This window comes from Guptibacillus sedimenti (assembly GCF_028610665.1).
Lineage (GTDB): Bacteria > Bacillota > Bacilli > Bacillales > Guptibacillaceae > Guptibacillus > Guptibacillus sedimenti.
Map to the genome: position 1 here is coordinate 700,460 of NZ_JAQQWV010000001.1, position 19,303 is coordinate 719,762.

Sequence of the window (19,303 nt, forward strand, 5' to 3'; positions counted from 1 at the left end):
TTGGCATTTGTTCCGAGTTCGTCAAAGTCCGTTCATACGCCGTTCATAAAAGTATGGTACGGTAACAGGTGAAAGGATGGTTTGAACATGAAGAAGGAATTCCAAGAACGAATAGAAGAATGGAAGAATTTTTTGTTCATTTATAAATTTGCGCTCGATGAAATTAACACTAAACTAACAATTTTAAATGATGAATTTCAATTTGTTCATCAGCATAATCCAATTGAACACGTGAAATCACGAATAAAATCACCAGAAAGTATTATGGCAAAGCTAGAACGTAAAGGACTAGAAGTTACGACTGAAAATGTAAAGCAACATATTAATGATATTGCAGGCGTGCGCGTAACCTGTTCTTTTACTAATGATATTTATCGTATTTATGACATGATTGAAAGTCAGGATGATATCCGACTGATTGATGTAAAAGATTACGTAAAAAACCCAAAACCAAATGGATACAAAAGCTTGCATTTGATCGTTGAGATTCCCGTTTTCTTATCGAAAGGACCAGAACTTGTAAGAGTGGAAATTCAATTGCGTACCATCGCCATGGATTTCTGGGCAAGTTTAGAGCACAAGATTTACTATAAGTTTGAAGGGGAAATCCCGGATAAATTAAGCAATGAATTAAAAGAAGCGGCAGAAATCGTTCATTACCTTGATGCAAAAATGATGCGAATTAAAGATGAAGTAAACGAATTTAAGGAGCATGAAATTGAGGAGAAAAAACTTTTAGCTAGGGGGCTTATATGAAAACCATTCGTTGGGGGATCATTGGTTGCGGGAATGTTACTGAAAAGAAAAGCGGACCGGGGTTCCAAAAAGCAGAGTATTCGGAGCTCGTGGCGGTTATGCGCCGTGATGCAGAGTTAGCAGAAGATTATGCTAGGAGACACGAAGTGCCAAAGTGGTATACAAATGCGGAACAATTGATTCAGGATGACGAAGTGGACGCAGTCTACATCGCGACGCCACCGTCGACCCATAAAGAATATACGCTTCTTGCAGCCAAAGCTGGGAAGCCGGTGTATGTTGAGAAACCAATGGCATTAAACACAGCAGAATGTCAGGAGATGATCGACGCATGCCGTTCCAACGATGTGCCTTTATTCGTTGCCTTTTATCGTCGAGCGATGCCTGCTCTTTTGAAAGTAAAAGAGTTGTTGGAGAATGACGAGATCGGTAATGTTCGATTTGTAAGGACTGTGCATCATAAGAAAGCTTCCGAACAAGAATTACAAGGTGATCTTCCCTGGCGAGTGAAACCGGAAATTTCGGGTGGGGGCCACTTTTTCGACTTGGCCAGTCATACGCTTGATTTTCTTGACTATCTTTTTGGTCCTATTGAACAAGCGGATGGTTTTGCGAGTAATCAAGGCGGTCTTTATGAAGCAGAAGACATCGTTTCAGGCACTTATGTTTTTCAATCAGGTGTACACGGCACAGGGCAGTGGTGTTTTCAATCTTATAAAAATGAAGATTTAAATGAAATCATTGGGGATAAAGGATCAATCGTTTATTCAACACTTCAAGAACGTCCAATCATTCTCAAAACTGAGTCTGGTGAACGTGAAATTGAAGTGGTGTATCCTGAACATGTTCAACAGCCGTTAATTCAGACTATTGTTAATGAGCTAAACGGCATAGGACAATCACCAAGCACTGGAAACACGGCCATTAGAACGAGTAGAGTAATGGATCAGCTCGTTGCAAATTATCATCAAGAAAAGAAAAGTCTCTCATAGGCTTTCTTTTTTATTTGACATTGATAATCATTATCAATAGAATGGAGGTAAGATGAGTTTAAAAGGCACGGGTCTACCATATGTCTTAAGAAAGGGTGCTTATAAAAAATGAATGATACGATTCAACATACAATTGTTTCAAGAAGAACGATTCGCAAATTTCAACCGGACGATATCCCATTACATACAATCGTAGACATTCTGGAAGATGCGAAATGGGCGCCAAACCATAAACTAAGAGAACCTTGGGAAGTGATGTTATATAAGGGTGACGGCAAAGGACACCTCATTGAGCATATCCAAGAAAGTATTGCCCGTACAGAATTTGATGAAGAAAAAGCGGAAAAGAAAAAGGAAAAGATCAATCAATTCATTCATAACATACCGATTCATCTCCTTGTGACAGTGAAATCGGCTACGAGTGAAAAAGAGCGTCATGAAGATTTTGCGGCTACGTGTGCATTCATTCAAAATATACAGCTACTGTCCTGGGCGAAAGGATTAGGCGTTGTATGGAAAACAAACGGATTTATTTTCGATCCTATCTTTCGAGAAGCGATGGGACTTGAGCCTAGTGACGTGATCGTTGGGCTGCTTCATATTGGGAAGCCAGCGTTTATCCCCAATCCGAAAGAACGTAAATCTATTAAGAACAAACTTACCATTTACGATACGCAACCAAAAAAGCAGCCTTCCTTTTTCTAGCTGAAAAGGAAGGCTGCTTTTCTCTATGCCACTTGTTCGATTGTAACCATTTTTCTTTTGCGGGCTTTCCATAATTGATAACCAAACCATCCCGCTGTAAAACAAGTAATGATGCCACCAAAGATCATTGAGATGTTGTATGGAAGTTGAAACCCTTCTGGTGCAAGGAAAAGATATGTTGATACCGTCATTGTCATGAAGAGTGCAGGCAAACTACAAATCCAATGGAACTTTTGTTTTTTTACAAGGTACATTGCTGCTGTCCAAAGCATGACAGTAGCCACGAGTTGATTTGTAAAACCAACGTATCGCCATAAAAATGTATAATCAATCTGAGTTAATAGAAATGTCGGTGTTGCAACAGCTGCTGTTAAAAGAAGCGTCTTTCCATTGCCATCAGAAGCTTTTGACGTCTCTTTTTTAGTAAATAAATCAGCAAGCATCATACGAGAAGACCGAAGGGACGTATCGCCAGTTGTGATTGGAAGAATAATAACACCCACAATCGCAAGCACGCCACCAAATGTACCAAGTAAGGAAGAACTTATTTCGTTTACGACTCCAGACGGTCCTCCAGCAGCTAGTGCTCCCTGAAGTCCACCAGTGCTTCCAAAGAAAGTCATTCCGGCCGCTGCCCAGATAAGAGCAATCACACCTTCTGCAATCATCGCTCCATAAAAGACTTTTTTTCCATCGCTTTCACGTTTCATTGTTCTTGCAATGATAGGACTTTGAGTCGAATGGAATCCAGAGATTGCTCCGCACGATACGGTAATCATTAAGAGTGGCCATAACGGCAAATTATCCGGATGCAGGTTTGAGAACGTCAAATTCGGGATAGGATTGTCCATAAAGAATAACCCGATTGCAATTGAAACAGCCATCACGATCAGAATAACTCCAAAAATAGGATAAATTCGACCGATGATTTTATTTACAGGTAAAATAGCTGCGAGTACAAAATAAGCAAAAATGAGTATCAAGCTCATCGTGAAACTTAGCGGTGTTACTTGCGCCATTAGCTGGGCAGGACCAGCTGTAAAAGCAGCAGCAACAAGAATCATCAAAACGATTGAGATAATATTAATCGTTCCTTTTGCCCCTTTTCCAAGGTAGCGTCCTACAAGTGATGGATACTGTTCCCCATTATGCCTAAGTGACATCATACCTGAGAAATAATCGTGAACAGCTCCTGCGAAGATTGAGCCAATGACAATCCATATGAAAGCAACAGGCCCGTATAGTGCTCCAAGCACTGCACCAAAGATTGGACCAAGACCGGCAATATTTAAAAGTTGAATCAAACTTCCTTTCCACCAGCTCATTGGCATATAATCCATGCCATCTTGCTTTGTATATGCAGGCGTCTCACGATCATCGTCAATGCCGAAAATTCGTTCAACCACCTTAGAATAAACGTAATACCCAACAATCAATAAACAAATGGCTCCGACAAATGTGATCATGTCTCCCGCCTCCTTTTGTATGTGTGAAAATATAACATTCATTCTACTCATCGCGGAACAAAAAAACAATAGGATTATTCAGAAAAAATATATTTTTCTATTAATTCAAGCGTTTTCATACTAATTTGAGTCAATAGACCTGGATTCAGATAGTAAAAAGGTTGTGTTTATGACTAAAAGTAGTGTTAGAATATTCTCTCTTTTGGTGAGATTGACAGAATTATGTGGTCAAGGTGCGAATAACTTACCAATATAAAGGATGAAAAAATGAAAATGAGGGTATATAGAGAAGGACAATATCGTCTTTCAATCCTTTGAGGAGGTTGTTTTTCGTGTCAGAACGTATTGCATACTTCGATAATAGTAAAGCTATCTTAATATTGTTAGTAGTCGGTGGTCATCTGCTAACGCCATTCATTAATGACTCTCGTTTTCTTTACAGTTTGTATCATGTAATCTTTATTTTTCACATGCCTGCTTTTATTTTTTTAGCTGGCTATTTCACTAGAAAGGCATCTGGGACAAAATATTTTTGGAAAGTGTTCACGACGTTTTTACTTCCTTATGTCATTTTCCAGGTCGTTTATTCAATTTATTACACAAACCTGTATCAAAAATCATTTGCGATTGAGTTTTTAACCCCAAGATGGGCCATGTGGTTTTTATTATGTATCGCTGCATATAAGCTGATATCACCTATATTGCTTAAAATGAAGACAAGTCTTTTGCTACCTTTAAGTATCGGGGCTGGCCTTGTTGTTGGTTACTTTGATGTTGAAAGATTTCTATCACTTGACCGACTCTTCGTTTTCTTACCGTTCTTCGTACTTGGCATGGTAATGGGGCGTAAAAAGAAGCCGATCCGCTTCCCATATATGAAGTGGATTACTCCCGTGGTACTTGGCGGATTGTTTTTACTGTTTTATTTATACAAAATTGAAGGACTAGCTGATCTCCTTTACGGTACGTATGTGTATGAATCAAACACAGACTTGTTGATTCGCCTCACCTATTATATTGGAACGGCAATTGTTATGTTTCTGTTCTTTTCGGTGATTCCAGAAGGACCAATTGTCTTTACACCATTAGGATCTAGAACGTTTGCAATTTATTTATTCCATGGATTTGTCATTAAATGGTTCCTTGAACAACAGTCATCTGAAGTCATTGCGACCATGTGGGGAATTCCATTTATCTTGATCTTTACGCTGTTCGTTTCTACAGTATTTGCCATGCCGTTTTTCTCGAAACTGCTGGCATTCGATCGATGGTTACCTTCACCAGATAAATTGACCTCAGCTCGAAGATAAAAAAACGGTCCGCACGTTTAAACGTGCGGACCGTTTTTTGAATTAAGCTTTCATTGTATCTCGTTCTTCAGGTTGTAAGAGAACATCTTCTTTACAAGGATAAGTTTTTTCGATGTGCTGCTCTCCCCATGAGCAAAGTGAATCAAGTATTTCTTTTAAAGACCATCCGTAGTCAGTCAGTGAATATTCAACTTTTGGTGGAATTTGATTGTACACCTTTCTTAAAATCACACCATCATCTTCTAATTCACGGAGCTGTTGTGTAAGCATCTTTTGCGTAATGCCAGGCATTAATTTTTTTAATCCACCGGTGCGCTTCGTACCTTCGATTAAGTGACAGAGTATGACGACCTTCCACTTTCCTCCAATCACTTCGAGGGCAGCTTCGACAGGGATATTATATTTTTTCATCGTATATACTCCTTACGAAAAATTTAGTAGTTCTATTTCTATATCCTATCACCTATCGCGTGTTTTAACCAGAAAAATGATGACACACCCGGACGGTTTTTCATAAACCGATTAAAAATAAACGATCGAATTAAAATAAGGTACACTAAAGAAGAGTTAATGAAATCGTAATACTTTCTTCAGCGAACCCTAATTTTTGTTTCTTATGATAAGGATATTCTAAATGAGAAAGGAACGGTGTGGATGAGTAAGAAATGGGTTTCTCTGAGTACCCTTCTCGTCCTTATGCTCATAGTAGGCTGGTGGTTGATTTCTCCCCATTTTCTAGATGAAACGGTAAATGAAGAGCTTCCACCAACGATTGAAGGAGCAGAAACAACCAGTGCTGAAGAAATGTCAGATGAGCGCTCCGAAGATGCACAAGCAAGACATCATTCTGGAATGTTTGTAAATGCCGATGAGAATCACCAGGCGTCGGGGGACGTGACGACTTTTCAGACAAATAACCAACAGTGGATTCGATTTGAGAACTTTGAAGTAACAAATGGTCCGGACTTATATACAATTCTCGTAAAAGAAGGACAGTCCACAAGGGAAGGGACCATTCTAGGGAAATTAAAAGGAAATATCGGAAATCAGAATTACAGAATCCCAGAGTCTACGTTTCTAGAAGAAGGCGATCGGATCGTCATTTGGTGCAAAGCTTTTGAAGTGGATTTCGGTTTTGCAGAACTGTTTCTTAAGGAATAGAGGTGAAGTAAGGTGGCAGAGAAAATATTGCTGGTAGATGATGAAGAAGCCATCCTTGATGTAAGTAGGAGATATTTAGAGAGAGATGGGTATCACGTGATTACTGCAGAAGATGGAGAAGAGGCTATAAAAAGATGGCAATTAGAAAAGCCAGATCTTATTGTACTTGATTTAATGATGCCAGTAAAAGATGGAATGGAAACAGCTGAGGAGATCCGTGCGATCGATGATGTCCCTATTATTATGTTAACAGCTCTAGGTCAGGAACGAGATCGGCTTTTAGGCTTAACGGTCGGAGCGGATGATTATTTAACCAAACCATTTAGCCCAAGAGAACTTGTTCTTAGAGTGCGAAACATCTTGCGCAGAACCAAACGACAGCATGTGGAAGCTTTATTAACATTCGGTGAGCTTACAATTGATGAAACGAAAAGGAAAGTAACGATCAATGGCGCCGCGGTAGACTTGACCGTTAAGGAATTTGATCTTCTTTATTTACTCGCCAGTCACCCAACTCGGGTTTTTCCACGATCGCAATTAATTGAAGCGATATGGGGATACGAATTTGATGGCGATGCTAATACCATTAATGTACACGTAAGGCGCCTTCGTGAAAAAATAGAAAAAGATTCGGCAGCTCCTAAGTGGATAAAAACCGTATGGGGTATCGGATATAAGTTTGAGGAAGCATCGTCATGAAACTTAGAACGATGCTCATGCTTGCTAACGGAATTTCTATAGCATTGATTCTTGTTTTTCTTATTATTAGTTATGTCCGAATGGTTCTTACACCCGAATTGATTTTCACCCTTACGTTAATCACTGTGGGAGCAGGATCTCTTTCCATGCTGGCTCATTTTCTATTTACATCTCAAATATTAAAGTCAGTGAATCAGATGACAGAAGAGACAAGTCGCATTGCAGAAGGGAAGTTTGATGTGAAGGTGACGGAGAAGGGGCCAAAAGAAATACAAGAGTTAGCCCACCATTTTAATGTGATGTCTGACAAATTGAATGGTATGTTTTCAGAAGTGAAGCGTTCGGAACGGTATAAAACAGAGTTGATTGCCAATGTTTCGCATGACTTAAGAACCCCGGTTTCTTCGATTCGATCTTTTGCTGAAGCACTACAGGATAGGGTTATAACAGATGAGGAAACCCAAAAGCGGTATCTTGAGACAATTGAAAGAGAGACAGAGCGGTTAAGTCATTTAATTGAGGAACTCTTAAATTTGTCACAGCTGGAGAGTGGCACGTCACCTTACGAACCACAGCTGGTTCATCCTGATGTGATTCTCGTGGAAACATTACAGCAATTTGATCGTAAGCTTGAAGAGAGAAAAATTGAGCTTTCGGTGCAAATTGATGAACAGCTAGGGGTCATTCCGATGATGCCTGATCAGATTAAGCGCGTGTTAACGAATTTGATTCAGAATGCCATTGCTTTCTCTCACGATAACTCTACTATTACCATTTCACTGAAAAAAGTGGAAACGTTCGCTGTCTTTTTTATTAAAGATGAAGGGCGCGGTATTCCAGAAGCAGAATTAGAAAAAATCTTTGATCGCTTCTATCGTGTTGAAAAATCTAGGAATACCAAATATGGAGGATCAGGGCTTGGCCTGGCGATTTCAAGACAATTGATTGAGCTTCATGGAGGAAAGATTGGTGTTGAGAGTATTCAAGGTGAAGGTAGCGAATTTTGGTTTATGCTTCCATTAGAAATAAAGGAGGAATAACGTATGAAAGCAACAAAGTGGATTTTGTTAATTGGGATAGCGGCTGTCTTAGTTTTCACATTGCCGAAACTCTATGATGTGATCTTTAAACGTTCATATGGGAGCGAGCCTGCACAGGCTGTCCAGGATAATGAAGCGATTGCTACTTTTGCGGGAGGATGTTTTTGGTGTATGGAACCACCATTTGAAAAGCTAGATGGCGTTCGAGAAGCCGTCTCTGGTTATATTGGTGGAGAAACGGAAAACCCTTCCTATAAAGAAGTATCTTCAGGAGGGACCGGTCATGTTGAAGCCGTTCAGGTGTACTATGATCCTTCTGTTGTTAGCTATGAGACACTCTTAGATGTATTTTGGCGACAAATTGACCCGACAGATGATGAAGGACAGTTTGTCGATCGTGGTGATCAATATTTATCGGGGATTTTTTATCATAACGAAGAGCAAAAATCGGCTGCGGTGAAGTCGAAACAGGAGATTGAGGACTCAGAACGGTTCAATAAAGCGATTGTTACTCCGATTGAAGAAGCCACCGCCTTTTACGTAGCGGAGGATTACCATCAAGATTATTATAAAGAAAATGAATTTCGCTATAAATTTTATCGTGAAAATTCAGGGCGCGATCAGTTTCTCGAGAAAGCTTGGGGAGATGATCGTGAGGTAGATGTGCCAGAAACGCAATCAGCTGTTACGTATACTGATGAAGAATTAAAAGAAATGCTTACGCCCATTCAATACAGTGTCACACAGGAAGATGATACGGAAAAAGCATTTGATAATGAATACTGGGATAATAAAGAACAAGGAATTTATGTAGATATTGTTTCAGGCGAACCGCTTTTTAGTTCGATCGATAAATATGAATCCGGTACAGGCTGGCCTAGTTTTACGAAGCCACTAGTACCAGAGAACATTGTAGAGAAAGAAGATAAAGGTTGGTTTACCGTTCGAACGGAAGTCCGAAGTAAAGGTGCTGATTCTCACCTTGGTCACGTGTTTGAAGATGGCCCTGAGCCGACAGGTCTTCGCTATTGCTTGAACTCCGCTGCTCTTGATTTCATCCCAAAAGAGGAAATGGAAGACAGAGGATACGGAGAATTTGTAAACATTTTTGATGAACAGGCAGAATCGTAAGCGATTCTGCTTTTTTTGTTTTTAGATGGATAAAATAACAGTAGTCAACCGTTGCGTATATACTCTGTGGGGTATATAATTCAAATCATGTGAGGTGAAGAAACTTGGAAAACAAGAAAGCAGATGGACGAGTGCAGCAGCTTTTAGCAAATGAACGAACGTTTCTAGCGTGGGTTCGCACTTCGATTGCTATCATTGGTATTGGTTTTCTAACAGCAAGCTTACATTTTACAAGAGCGGCGGGAGAACGTGCAGATGACCAGGTAGCGGTCTTCATTAGTTTTTCCTCGTTATTTTTTGGTTTGTTGACGATCGCAGGCGGAGCTGTGCAGTTCTATCGCACGAAAAAACGCATTTTAAAATTCGAGGTGCCTTCCTCTTCATGGATCGTCGTTTTTCTACTAGTAGTCGTATTGTTAATGATTGCTTTAATTGCTACGTATTTTATTATTCAAATCAATTGGCTTTCTTAAAACGAGGGTGTTGACATTCTATACAGATACGTTATAATACCCCTATAGGTATTTAAAACACAAAACAAATTGATGTACCGATAAATTTTTTTACTTGATTTTATACCCTTAGGGGTATATAGTGAGGAGGTATTAAATGAAATACGATAAAGCCGTTATGAATCGATTGAAGCGTATTGAAGGTCAATTACGCGGCGTCATCCAGATGATGGAGCAAGAGAAGAGCTGTGAAGATATTGTCACGCAACTCTCCGCAACGCGTTCTGGAATTGATCGTTCGATTGGATTAATCGTAAGTTCGAATCTTGAACAGTGTCTTCACCAACAGATTGAGCAGGGAGAATCTACTGATGATGTTGTGAAAGAAGCTGTTAACCTTTTAGTAAGAAGTCGATAAAAAATTTTAACATGTTATATACCCTAGGGTGTATAAGAGGAGGATATAAAATGAGTGAACAGAAGAAAACGACGATTGTGTTATTTAGTGGAGATTATGACAAAGCAATGGCTGCTTACATTATCGCAAATGGTGCTGCTGCTTATGATCATGAGGTAACGATTTTCCATACATTCTGGGGTTTGAACGCTCTTCGTAAAGATCAGCAAGTAGACGTTAATAAAGGTTTTCTAGAGAAAATGTTTGGAAAAATGATGCCACGCGGCGCAGACAAAATGGGCCTTTCCAAAATGAATTACGGTGGAATGGGTAAAAAAATGATTAAGAACGTGATTAAAAAGCATAATGTAACAGAACTTCCACAGCTAATTGAGCTTGCACAAGAACAGGAAGTGAAGCTTGTTGCTTGTACGATGACGATGGATCTCCTTGGTCTACAAAAAGATGAGCTGCTAGAAGAAATCGACTATGCAGGTGTGGCCGCTTACCTTGGTGATGCTGAAGATGGTAACGTCAATCTCTTTATTTAAGGAGCGATAAAAATGGAACTATTCCTAATTGCTATCATCGTGATAGCTGTATGGTTCATTTATAAAAAATTCGCACATGGAAAAGGTGTAGCCACGATAACTTCTGAACAGGCGAAAGCAAAATTTAATGATCGCAACGTCCAATTTATTGATGTGCGTACTCCAGGTGAATATAAAGGACAAAAAGTAAAGCAATTTAAAAATATGCCGCTTTATCAACTAAGCAAACGTTCAAAAGAACTTGATCCAAATAAAGAAGTTGTTGTGATCTGTCAAAGTGGTATGAGAAGTTCAAAAGCTTGTGGTGAATTGAAGAGTCAGGGATTCACGTCTGTGTCGAATGTACGCGGCGGAATGAATATGTGGAAATAAGAGGAGGAAAAAGAATGTCTGGTTATGTAAAAGATGTAACACCAACTGAGGTAAATGAACTGTTAAAGAGCAATAAAACCATTAGTATTGTCGATGTTCGAGGACCAGAAGAGGTAGCCGAAGGTAAAATTCCTGGTGCCTATAATCTTCCAGTCAATGAGCTACAGGACAGAATGAATGAACTTGATAAGGATAGAGAGCATATCATTGTCTGCCGATCAGGTGGCAGAAGTAGTATGGCTTCAATGGTTCTAAAATCAAACGGGTATTCCGTTTTAAATATGACAGGCGGCATGCTTGAATGGACTGGAGAAACAGAATAAACCCTACAGGAGGTAGACTTATGATACAAACTGATCATGTACTTGATGCAAAAGGGCTAGCGTGCCCAATGCCAATTGTAAAAACGAAGAAAATGATGAAGGATCTTGAAGCTGGAGTTGTTCTAGAAATTCTGGCTACGGACAAAGGCTCTAAAGCTGACCTTAAAGCGTGGGCTGATAAAGTTGGGCATCATTATCTTGGAACTGTCGAAGAAGGCGATGTACTAAAACATTATCTTCGTAAGGCTTCAGATGGGGAAACAACTCTTGAAAAGAGTCATCCACATGTTATTTCAAATGAAGATCTTACCGCAAAACTAGCAGAAGAAGATATGGCGATCGTGGATGTAAGAGAGCCAGCAGAATATGCGTTCAGCCACCTTCCAAATGCGATCTCTTTGCCACTGGGTGATTTAGAAAATCGTATGGCAGAGTTAGATAAAGAGAAGAAAATCTATGTTGTTTGTCGTACAGGTACAAGAAGTGATCTTGCTGCGCAAAAGCTAGCTGAGAATGGCTATAATGTGATCAATGTTGTACCAGGAATGTCCGAATGGGATGGTCCTACAACGTCTGATCTTTAGAAAATAAAGGGCGGGGAGTTTTCCCGCGGTATGACTAATTTTTTTTAGAATAACTAATACGGACGGGGGTATATGAAGTGGCTTTGAAACAAAAACAGGCAAGTGAAGTTGCAACAAAAGTGATCAATCAGGATGAACTTTTTATTCTCGATGTAAGAAATGAAGAAGCATACGGTGATTGGAAAATCGAAGGTGCATCCGTTACGTCAATGAATGTTCCTTACTTCGATTTAATTGACGGCGTAGAAGAAATTCTGCCGAAGCTTGCGAGGGATAAAGAAATTCTTGTTGTATGTGCGAAAGAAGGTTCATCGATCTTTGTAGGTGAAGAACTCGTTGAAGCAGGACTTGAGAATGTATCTTATCTTTCAGGTGGAATGAAAGCATGGAGTGAATACCTTGAGCCAGTTAAGGTTGGTGACCTTCCAGGAGGAGATCTTTATCAATTTGTTCGCCTTGGAAAAGGATGCCTCTCTTATTTGATCGAATCAAATGGAGAAGCGGCCATTGTGGATGCTAACCGCATGATTGAGAATTACACAACGTTCGCAGAAAACAAAGGTCTTACAATAAAAGCAACGTTTGATACCCATCTTCATGCTGATCATATTTCTGGCGGTAAGACGTTAGCTGACAGCGTGAATGGAACGTATTATCTTCCGGAAGAGGATGCTGGTGAAGTAACGTTCGACTATACGGCATTGAAAGAAGGAAGCACAGTGACGGTTGGAGAGGTTACGATTGAACCGATCTACTCTCCAGGACACACAATTGGAAGTACGTCACTTATGATTCATGATGCTTACCTTCTAACAGGTGACATTCTATTTGTCGAGTCCATTGGACGACCAGATTTAGCTGGTAAGGCTGAAGACTGGGTGCAAGATTTACGCACAACACTTTATGACCGTTACAAAGAAATGGCCGGAGAATTAGTTGTTCTTCCAGCTCACTTTTCAAAAATGGCGGAGCTTGATGAAAAAGGACTGGTCTCTGCAAAGCTGCAAGATCTTTACCAAAAGAATGATGGTCTTAACGTAGAAAAAGAAGAAGATTTTAGAAAAATGGTAACGGAAAATCTTCCACCACAGCCAAATGCTTATCAAGAAATTCGTGAAACAAACATGGGGAAAATCACTCCTGATGAAGAAACAAAAAGAGAAATGGAAATTGGACCAAACCGCTGTGCGGTTAACTAATAAGGAGGAATTACAAATGGATGCACAAAAAACACTAGACACAAAAGGGCTCGCATGCCCAATGCCAATCGTTAAAACGAAAAAAGCAATGAAGGATATGCAGTCAGGTGAAGTACTTGAAGTGCAAGCAACGGATAAAGGTGCACAAAGCGATCTAGCAGCATGGGCAAAATCAGGCGGTCATGAACTAATTAAGTCTGAAGAAACAGACGGCGTGTTCTATTTCTGGATTAAAAAAGCTTAGTAAAATGATAGGGGGTACTGAATAAGTACCTCCTTTTTAAGTAAGGGGTGAACAAGATGGATTTTAGCTTTATCATAACGATTTTTGCAATTGGATTTATAGGATCTTTTATTTCTGGAATGGTAGGGATTGGTGGCTCGATCATTAAATACCCAATGCTACTTTATATCCCACCACTACTCGGTTTTGCTGCCTTTAGTGCACATGAAGTTTCTGGTATTAGTGCGGTTCAGGTATTCTTTGCCACCATCGGTGGTGTATGGGCATATCGGAAAGGCGGTTATCTGAATAAGCAGTTGATCCTCTACATGGGTGTCAGCATTCTAATCGGTAGTTTCATCGGAGGATATGGGTCCACCATTATGTCAGAGCAAGGAATTAATGTCGTGTATGGTCTGCTTGCAGCCATTGCCGCGGTTATGATGTTTATACCGAAAAAAGGCATCGATGATATTCCACTTGATCAGGTGAAATTTAATAAATTACTTTCAGCTGCTCTTGCCTTTATCGTGGGGATTGGTGCAGGAATCGTTGGCGCGGCCGGAGCATTTCTTCTCGTTCCGATCATGCTCGTCGTATTAAAAATTCCGACACGGATGACAATTGCTTCTTCTCTTGCGATTACGTTTATTTCCTCAATCGGTTCAACGGTTGGTAAACTGGCAACTGGCCAAGTTCTTTTACTCCCAGCCGCCGTTATGATTGTCGCAAGCTTAATTGCTTCACCGCTTGGTGCCAATGCTGGTAAGAAAATCAATACGAAAATTCTTCAGTGGGTACTTGCGGCCCTTATTCTTGGAACGTCCATTAAAATTTGGATTGACCTCTTATCTTAAGCAAAAAAGCTGTCTCGATGTGGTTCACATCGAGACAGCTTTTTTTAATTTATGATTTTTGCTTTATTTCAAGTTCTTTGATTTGGTGTCCGTCTACTTCTAGAACTGTGAACTGATAGTTATCTACTGTAAACGAGGTTCCCTGTTTAGGTTCAATGTCATGCGTAAGGATCCAACCACCAATTGTATCCACATCTGTATGGTCAATTGATGTGCCAAACAATTCGTTAATATCACTAATGAGTGCTTTTCCATCAACGATGGTTTGGCCATTTTCTGTTTCACGAATGGGAAGCTTTTCATCAAAATCAAATTCATCTTGAATCTCACCAACGATTTCTTCAAGAATATCCTCAACAGTGACGAGTCCTGCCGTACCTCCGTACTCATCCACAACAATGGCAATATGATTATGGCTCTTTTGCATGTTGGCTAAAAGTGTTTTGATATGTGCCGTCTCAATAACGTGGTTGATCGGGTGGATGTATTCTTTAAGAATAAGCTCTTCGCCCCATTTATACTGTGTTAAAATTTCTTTAATGTTAACGACGCCAATGATTTTATCTTTGTCTCCATCTGCCACAGGATAGCGTGTATACTTGCCGTTTTTCATGATTTCAAGATTTTCTTCCGTTGTATTATCTAAAAAGAGACATGTCATTTCTGTTCTTGGAATCATAATTTCTCTAGCCATACGCTCATCAAATTCAAAGATGTTATTCACGAATTCCATCTCTGATTTATTAATTTCCCCACTTTTGTAGCTTTCGGATAATATGAGGCGAAGCTCATCTTCAGAGTGGGCTTGTTCATGCTCATTCGCTGATTTAAGTCCGAATAACCTTACGATACCGCGAGCTGAGCCATTCAATGCCCAGATAAATGGATACATGATACGGTAGAACCAGATAAGTGGTCCAGCAAGAAGTAAACTAACACTTTCAGCTTTCTGAATGGCAAATGTTTTCGGAGCAAGCTCACCAAGAACAACGTGAAGAAACGTAATAATCGAAAAAGCTAGTGCTATGGTAACGGGTGTAGCAATAGAGTCAGGTAAATTGATGAGCTCAAACAGCGGGTGCAAGAGCTGCTCCACGGTTTCTTCTCCGAGCCAACCTAAAGCAAGTGCAGTAATTGTGATTCCTAGCTGACAGGCTGAAAGATAGCCATCCAAGTTACCTAATACTTTTTGAACCGATTTTGCCTTTTTATTCCCTTCGGTTGCGAGCGCATCTATTCTTGTCCTTCGAATTTTCACGATGGCAAATTCAGATGCTACGAAAAATGCCGTTAAGACGATTAACAATAGAACAGCAAATACTTTAATTAGTTCCAATAAGGCCCTTACAGAGTTGTAAGGGTTCACCTCCTATGTAATAGTTGTCTTATTATATCGATGTTTTCCTCTTTTGGGGGAACGTAAAACAACTATTATTTTTCTTGCAGCATACTCAATGGTTAGGATTGTCACTTGATTTCGTTAATCGAACATTCTTGTTAAGAGCATATACATTATAGTTTTTTCAAAAGAGGAGTTATTTATGAAAAAGTCCGTAAATCCTTTCCTGTGGATAGGAATAGCCCTTCTACTTACAATCTTAATGATCTTTCTAATCAATCCACCGTGGTTGGAGAGAGTTCGCTCCATGCTTTCACTTGAATCACTTTCTCTCCTAGCTGATTACTTTCGCTCTTTGGGAGTGTGGGCACCGATCATTAGCATAGCGTTAATGATTGCCCAGGGCATATTGGCGCCGCTGCCTTCATTCGTAATTACCGCAGCAAATGGGCTTGCATTTGGCATTCCATTTGGGTTCTTAATTAGCTGGACAGGAGGAATGGCAGCTGCTATCGTGATGTTCTGGCTCGCAAGACTTCTAGGTGCAGGCTTTGTTGAGAGGGTTACGAAACAGAATCATCTTCTACATCAAGCAAATCGGTACAGCGGAAAAAACGGTTTCTTTTTAATTTTTGTCGCAAGATTGATTCCAATTGTTTCTTTTGACTTTATAAGCTTTCTTGCAGGGCTTAGTCGGATTTCGTTTCGCTCTTTTTTTGTAGCAACAGCTCTTGGACAAATTCCTGGAACGATCCTTTACACAATTGTTGGACATGACGTGGCTAATTTGGATGAATATCAAACCCGTTTTCTTTGGACAAGTGTCATCATTGTTCTATTGATTATTATAGGTAAAGTTGTGGCTGGCCGTAAAAAGAAATGAGTGAACACCAGGTGCATATTACTTTCTAATCAGCTCAACTTAGCTTATGGTATAAGAAATGAAATGAATGGAGCGATGAATCTTGGCTAAAATTGTTGTCCTTTATGAGGAACCGAAACACGTAGAAGAATTTAAGAACTATTATGAAAAGAATCATATGGCTTTAGTGAAAGATGTTCCTAATGTCACTCACGCAGAAGTGAATTACGTTACAGCTGCAATGAACACCGATAAAAAGTATTTCTTAACTGCAACGATTGCGTTTGAATCCAAAGAGCAGTTGGAAGACGCCATGCAGTCACCCGCATGGGCAAAAGTATCCGAAGATGGCCAAAACATGATGAAGTTTTTAAATGAGCCACCGCAATTACTTATAACAGAATAAAAAGTGAAAAAAACACTTGAAGTTTCGTTCAAGTGTTTTTTTGCATAACGATTAGTTTAAATAATTCTAGAAGAGGTAAAAAGATGGTAGGAATAACCATAGGTTGGAGAGGAGTTCAAAGATGAAAGCATTATTTTTAAATTGTTCGCTGAAGACAAGTGAAACGGCATCAAATACGGATGCTCTCTACAAGGAAGCGGAAGCAATTTTTCATCAAGAAGGAATTGAGTCTGAAAATATTCGGTTAGCTGATTATAAGATCGCTTACGGAGTTTCGGATGACGAAGGTCATGGAGATGAGTGGCCGGCAATTTTTGAAAAGGTGAAGGCTGCTGATATTCTTATAGTAGGAACACCTCTCTGGCTAGGTGAAAAAAGTAGCATTGCGACACTTGCCATTGAACGCTTATACGGAGGAAGTAGCTTAACAAACGAGAAAGGCCAGTCTCTCTATTATAATAAGGTGGGCGGCGTTGTGATTACAGGTAATGAAGATGGTGCTAAACATGCTGCCGCTTCAATCCTATATGGGTTTTCTCACATCGGCATAACAGTACCACCAAACGTGGATGCCTATTGGGTAGGAGAAGCTGGACCAGGCGATTCCTATATCGAAGCGAATGGACAGAAAAATAATTTTTCGACAGGTCATGCCAAAAAAATGGCTTATAATTTAATTCATTTTGCTCGTAATTTTAATGAAAACCCGATTCCTGCAAAAGGGAATACAATGGAATAAACATTCAGCAAGCCTCTTCATTTCGGAAGAGGCTTCTTTTTTTGCGTCAGTTAGGTTTCATTCACCTAGGTGCCCAGAGTGACATAAAATAGTAAATGACCGATTTCGGGGGGATCTCAATGGATGAATTGATTTTGTTTCTTATCCTTTTCATTCTTCTTGTCATTATTTTACTCGCTGTAGCAGGCATTATTTGAACGTGACAAATAAGTTGAAATGATATTTCTACAGAACTATGGACACCAGCCTAACCCTTCCTTTCCTTTGCGACATATAGTGTTAGTAACCTTCCAGGAAAGGGGGTTTTCTAATGAGTGGTGGAAAAGAGCAAGTACGTGGCGGAGGCTACGGTAAAGGCTTTGCGTTAATCGTTGTATTGTTCATTCTATTGATTATCGTTGGAGCTGCTGCAGTTGGCGGAGCTAATTACGGCGGTCAATGTGGTGGTTACGGAAAAGGTGGCTACGGCGGTTACGGCGGATATGGCTACTAAACCTTTCTTGTTAAATTAGCATGAAGGGAGGGATACGCATGAGTTACGGTTATGGTCAAGGCTTCGCGCTAATCGTTGTATTGTTCATTCTATTGATTATCGTTGGCGCAGTATGGGCTTACTAAAATAAGCAAAGCACCCGAATGGGGTGCTTTTTCTTTTGGAAGTTTATTGAAAGACGATTGTTTTGTTTCCGTGAACAATCACGCGCTTTTCAAGGTGCCATTTCACGGCCCGGTAGAGCACAATACGTTCAATATCCTTTCCATGTCGTTTTAAATCAGTCACATTGTAGCGGTGAGTGATCCGAGTGATATCCTGTTCAATGATTGGGCCCTCATCTAGCTGAGCATTCACATAATGCGCCGTCGCTCCAATGAGTTTCACTCCTCGATCAAACGCCTGCTGGTAAGGGTTACCCCCGATAAAGGCTGGGAGAAAAGAGTGATGAATATTAATCATTTCGTTCTGATAGAGGTGAATAAGCTCTTCAGGAATGATTTGCATATACCTAGCGAGAATAACCGTATCGACATCGTACTCGTCAAGAAGGCGAAGATGCTCGGCGGTTGCGTGTGGTTTTGACTCTTTTGTCACCGGTACGTGATAAAAAGGGATACCCGCGTTCTCAGTTAGCTCTTTAAAGTCGGGGTGATTACTAATGACCATAGCAATGTCTGCATGCAGTTCCCCTAATTGCCATCGCCAGAGTAGTTCTTGCAAGCAATGGTCTTCTTTTGTCGCAAAAATAGCGAGGCGTGATTTTTTAGAAGAAGCCGTAATGGACCATTCCATCTCAAAGGGCTTTGCCGTTTCTTGAAAAGCTTGTTTCAACTCGTCTAGCTGATGATTCAAGTGAGGGTAACTAAATTCAATCCGCATAAAAAAGTGCCCGAGCACAGGATCAGTGGAATGCTGATCAGAGTGTATAATATTTGCACCATTTGAAAATAAAAACGTTGAGACTGCTGCAACGATTCCTTCTTTATCCGGACAGGAAATTAATAAAATGCCTTTTTCTAAGTTTTCCTTCATGATTTGCCTCCAGTTATCTTGTAAATATTTTAAATAATACATTATTTCGATGTAAAGCGCAAAAGGATATTTCGAAGAGGGATTAAGAAAGGAGAAAAAAACTAATTACTTACATTTACTTAATAATTAGCAAGTATAATTAATAATACTTATTTACTATTGATAATAAACTTATAAAAACTTACAATGTAAGTGGATGGAAATGGGGTGT

General features: G+C 39.9%; 25 protein-coding genes and 1 pseudogene. 22 read left to right on the top strand and 4 right to left on the bottom strand.

The window, feature by feature from the left end:
- The first annotated feature begins 87 nt into the window (after positions 1 to 87).
- The 3 genes from PQ578_RS03320 (at position 88) to PQ578_RS03330 (ending at position 2,453) form a co-directional block, all read left to right on the top strand.
- A complete protein-coding gene (locus tag PQ578_RS03320) occupies positions 88 to 756 on the top strand; it encodes a GTP pyrophosphokinase (protein ID WP_159784888.1) in 669 nt (222 codons plus the stop codon).
- Entirely contained in the window at positions 753 to 1,748 is a 996-nt protein-coding gene (locus PQ578_RS03325; protein ID WP_273832188.1) for a Gfo/Idh/MocA family protein, read from the top strand. The genes PQ578_RS03320 and PQ578_RS03325 overlap by 4 nt, the downstream gene beginning before the upstream one ends.
- A 108-nt stretch (positions 1,749 to 1,856) precedes the next feature.
- On the top strand, positions 1,857 to 2,453 hold the full coding sequence (locus tag PQ578_RS03330; RefSeq protein ID WP_273832189.1) for a nitroreductase family protein: 597 nt from the start codon (positions 1,857 to 1,859) through the stop codon (positions 2,451 to 2,453).
- Between the two features lie 23 nt (positions 2,454 to 2,476).
- On the opposite strand, the gene PQ578_RS03335 is transcribed toward PQ578_RS03330, so the two are convergent.
- On the bottom strand, positions 2,477 to 3,919 hold the full coding sequence (locus PQ578_RS03335; protein ID WP_273832190.1) for a carbon starvation CstA family protein: 1,443 nt from the start codon (positions 3,917 to 3,919) through the stop codon (positions 2,477 to 2,479).
- 332 nt (positions 3,920 to 4,251) lie between these two features.
- Between PQ578_RS03335 and PQ578_RS03340 the strand changes: the two genes are divergently transcribed.
- Positions 4,252 to 5,229, top strand: a complete 978-nt coding sequence (locus PQ578_RS03340; RefSeq protein ID WP_273832191.1) for an acyltransferase family protein — start codon at positions 4,252 to 4,254, stop codon at positions 5,227 to 5,229.
- Positions 5,230 to 5,271: 42 nt separating this feature from the next.
- Here PQ578_RS03340 and PQ578_RS03345 read toward each other — a convergent pair whose 3' ends face one another.
- On the bottom strand, positions 5,272 to 5,640 hold the full coding sequence (locus tag PQ578_RS03345) for a winged helix-turn-helix transcriptional regulator (RefSeq protein ID WP_098444991.1): 369 nt from the start codon (positions 5,638 to 5,640) through the stop codon (positions 5,272 to 5,274).
- 243 nt (positions 5,641 to 5,883) lie between these two features.
- On the opposite strand from PQ578_RS03345, the gene PQ578_RS03350 reads away from it, so the two are divergent.
- The 13 genes from PQ578_RS03350 (at position 5,884) to PQ578_RS03410 (ending at position 14,218) form a co-directional block, all read left to right on the top strand.
- On the top strand, positions 5,884 to 6,390 hold the full coding sequence (locus tag PQ578_RS03350) for a DM13 domain-containing protein (protein ID WP_273832193.1): 507 nt from the start codon (positions 5,884 to 5,886) through the stop codon (positions 6,388 to 6,390).
- 12 nt (positions 6,391 to 6,402) lie between these two features.
- Entirely contained in the window at positions 6,403 to 7,089 is a 687-nt protein-coding gene (locus PQ578_RS03355) for a response regulator transcription factor (RefSeq protein ID WP_273832194.1), read from the top strand.
- A complete protein-coding gene (locus tag PQ578_RS03360) occupies positions 7,086 to 8,129 on the top strand; it encodes a sensor histidine kinase (protein WP_273832195.1) in 1,044 nt (347 codons plus the stop codon). The genes PQ578_RS03355 and PQ578_RS03360 overlap by 4 nt, the downstream gene beginning before the upstream one ends.
- Positions 8,130 to 8,132: 3 nt before the next feature.
- Positions 8,133 to 9,260 carry a peptide-methionine (R)-S-oxide reductase MsrB gene (gene msrB, locus PQ578_RS03365; RefSeq protein WP_273832196.1) on the top strand — a complete coding sequence of 376 codons (1,128 nt, stop codon included), beginning with the start codon at positions 8,133 to 8,135 and terminating at the stop codon, positions 9,258 to 9,260.
- Between the two features lie 104 nt (positions 9,261 to 9,364).
- The gene (locus tag PQ578_RS03370; protein WP_098444989.1) at positions 9,365 to 9,733 is read left to right on the top strand and encodes a YidH family protein; all 369 of its coding nucleotides are present in this window, start codon (positions 9,365 to 9,367) and stop codon (positions 9,731 to 9,733) included.
- Between the two features lie 136 nt (positions 9,734 to 9,869).
- Positions 9,870 to 10,130: a metal-sensitive transcriptional regulator gene (locus PQ578_RS03375; RefSeq protein WP_160917811.1), complete on the top strand. Its 261-nt coding sequence runs from the start codon at positions 9,870 to 9,872 to the stop codon at positions 10,128 to 10,130.
- Positions 10,131 to 10,180: 50 nt separating this feature from the next.
- On the top strand, positions 10,181 to 10,660 hold the full coding sequence (locus PQ578_RS03380; RefSeq protein WP_098444987.1) for a DsrE/DsrF/DrsH-like family protein: 480 nt from the start codon (positions 10,181 to 10,183) through the stop codon (positions 10,658 to 10,660).
- A gap of 12 nt (positions 10,661 to 10,672) precedes the next feature.
- Positions 10,673 to 11,032 (top strand): rhodanese-like domain-containing protein, encoded by a 360-nt coding sequence (locus PQ578_RS03385; RefSeq protein WP_273832197.1) that lies wholly within the window; start codon positions 10,673 to 10,675, stop codon positions 11,030 to 11,032.
- A 14-nt stretch (positions 11,033 to 11,046) separates the two neighbouring features.
- Positions 11,047 to 11,355: a rhodanese-like domain-containing protein gene (locus PQ578_RS03390; RefSeq protein ID WP_160917809.1), complete on the top strand. Its 309-nt coding sequence runs from the start codon at positions 11,047 to 11,049 to the stop codon at positions 11,353 to 11,355.
- A gap of 20 nt (positions 11,356 to 11,375) precedes the next feature.
- Positions 11,376 to 11,939 carry a sulfurtransferase TusA family protein gene (locus PQ578_RS03395; RefSeq protein WP_273832198.1) on the top strand — a complete coding sequence of 188 codons (564 nt, stop codon included), beginning with the start codon at positions 11,376 to 11,378 and terminating at the stop codon, positions 11,937 to 11,939.
- Between the two features lie 77 nt (positions 11,940 to 12,016).
- Entirely contained in the window at positions 12,017 to 13,138 is a 1,122-nt protein-coding gene (locus PQ578_RS03400; protein WP_273832199.1) for an MBL fold metallo-hydrolase, read from the top strand.
- 16 nt (positions 13,139 to 13,154) lie between these two features.
- Positions 13,155 to 13,382 (top strand): sulfurtransferase TusA family protein, encoded by a 228-nt coding sequence (locus tag PQ578_RS03405; RefSeq protein WP_273832200.1) that lies wholly within the window; start codon positions 13,155 to 13,157, stop codon positions 13,380 to 13,382.
- Between the two features lie 56 nt (positions 13,383 to 13,438).
- Positions 13,439 to 14,218 (top strand): sulfite exporter TauE/SafE family protein, encoded by a 780-nt coding sequence (locus PQ578_RS03410; RefSeq protein WP_273832201.1) that lies wholly within the window; start codon positions 13,439 to 13,441, stop codon positions 14,216 to 14,218.
- 49 nt (positions 14,219 to 14,267) lie between these two features.
- Here PQ578_RS03410 and PQ578_RS03415 read toward each other — a convergent pair whose 3' ends face one another.
- Entirely contained in the window at positions 14,268 to 15,554 is a 1,287-nt protein-coding gene (locus tag PQ578_RS03415; protein WP_273832202.1) for a hemolysin family protein, read from the bottom strand.
- 205 nt (positions 15,555 to 15,759) lie between these two features.
- On the opposite strand from PQ578_RS03415, the gene PQ578_RS03420 reads away from it, so the two are divergent.
- The 5 genes and pseudogenes from PQ578_RS03420 to PQ578_RS03440 all read left to right on the top strand — a co-directional run bounded on the left by PQ578_RS03420 (position 15,760) and on the right by PQ578_RS03440 (position 18,182).
- Positions 15,760 to 16,440, top strand: coding sequence for a TVP38/TMEM64 family protein (locus PQ578_RS03420; RefSeq protein WP_273832203.1), 681 nt, complete (start codon positions 15,760 to 15,762; stop codon positions 16,438 to 16,440).
- Between the two features lie 82 nt (positions 16,441 to 16,522).
- Positions 16,523 to 16,825: an EthD family reductase gene (locus PQ578_RS03425; RefSeq protein ID WP_273832204.1), complete on the top strand. Its 303-nt coding sequence runs from the start codon at positions 16,523 to 16,525 to the stop codon at positions 16,823 to 16,825.
- A 121-nt stretch (positions 16,826 to 16,946) separates the two neighbouring features.
- On the top strand, positions 16,947 to 17,564 hold the full coding sequence (locus PQ578_RS03430) for a flavodoxin family protein (RefSeq protein WP_273832205.1): 618 nt from the start codon (positions 16,947 to 16,949) through the stop codon (positions 17,562 to 17,564).
- Positions 17,565 to 17,874: 310 nt separating this feature from the next.
- A pseudogene (locus PQ578_RS03435) lies at positions 17,875 to 17,979 on the top strand (YjcZ family sporulation protein); the annotation flags it as partial.
- Between the two features lie 116 nt (positions 17,980 to 18,095).
- The gene (locus PQ578_RS03440) at positions 18,096 to 18,182 is read left to right on the top strand and encodes a YjcZ family sporulation protein (RefSeq protein ID WP_136948892.1); all 87 of its coding nucleotides are present in this window, start codon (positions 18,096 to 18,098) and stop codon (positions 18,180 to 18,182) included.
- 43 nt (positions 18,183 to 18,225) lie between these two features.
- Here PQ578_RS03440 and purU read toward each other — a convergent pair whose 3' ends face one another.
- Positions 18,226 to 19,092, bottom strand: a complete 867-nt coding sequence (purU, locus tag PQ578_RS03445; RefSeq protein WP_273832206.1) for a formyltetrahydrofolate deformylase — start codon at positions 19,090 to 19,092, stop codon at positions 18,226 to 18,228.
- Positions 19,093 to 19,303 lie beyond the last annotated feature (211 nt).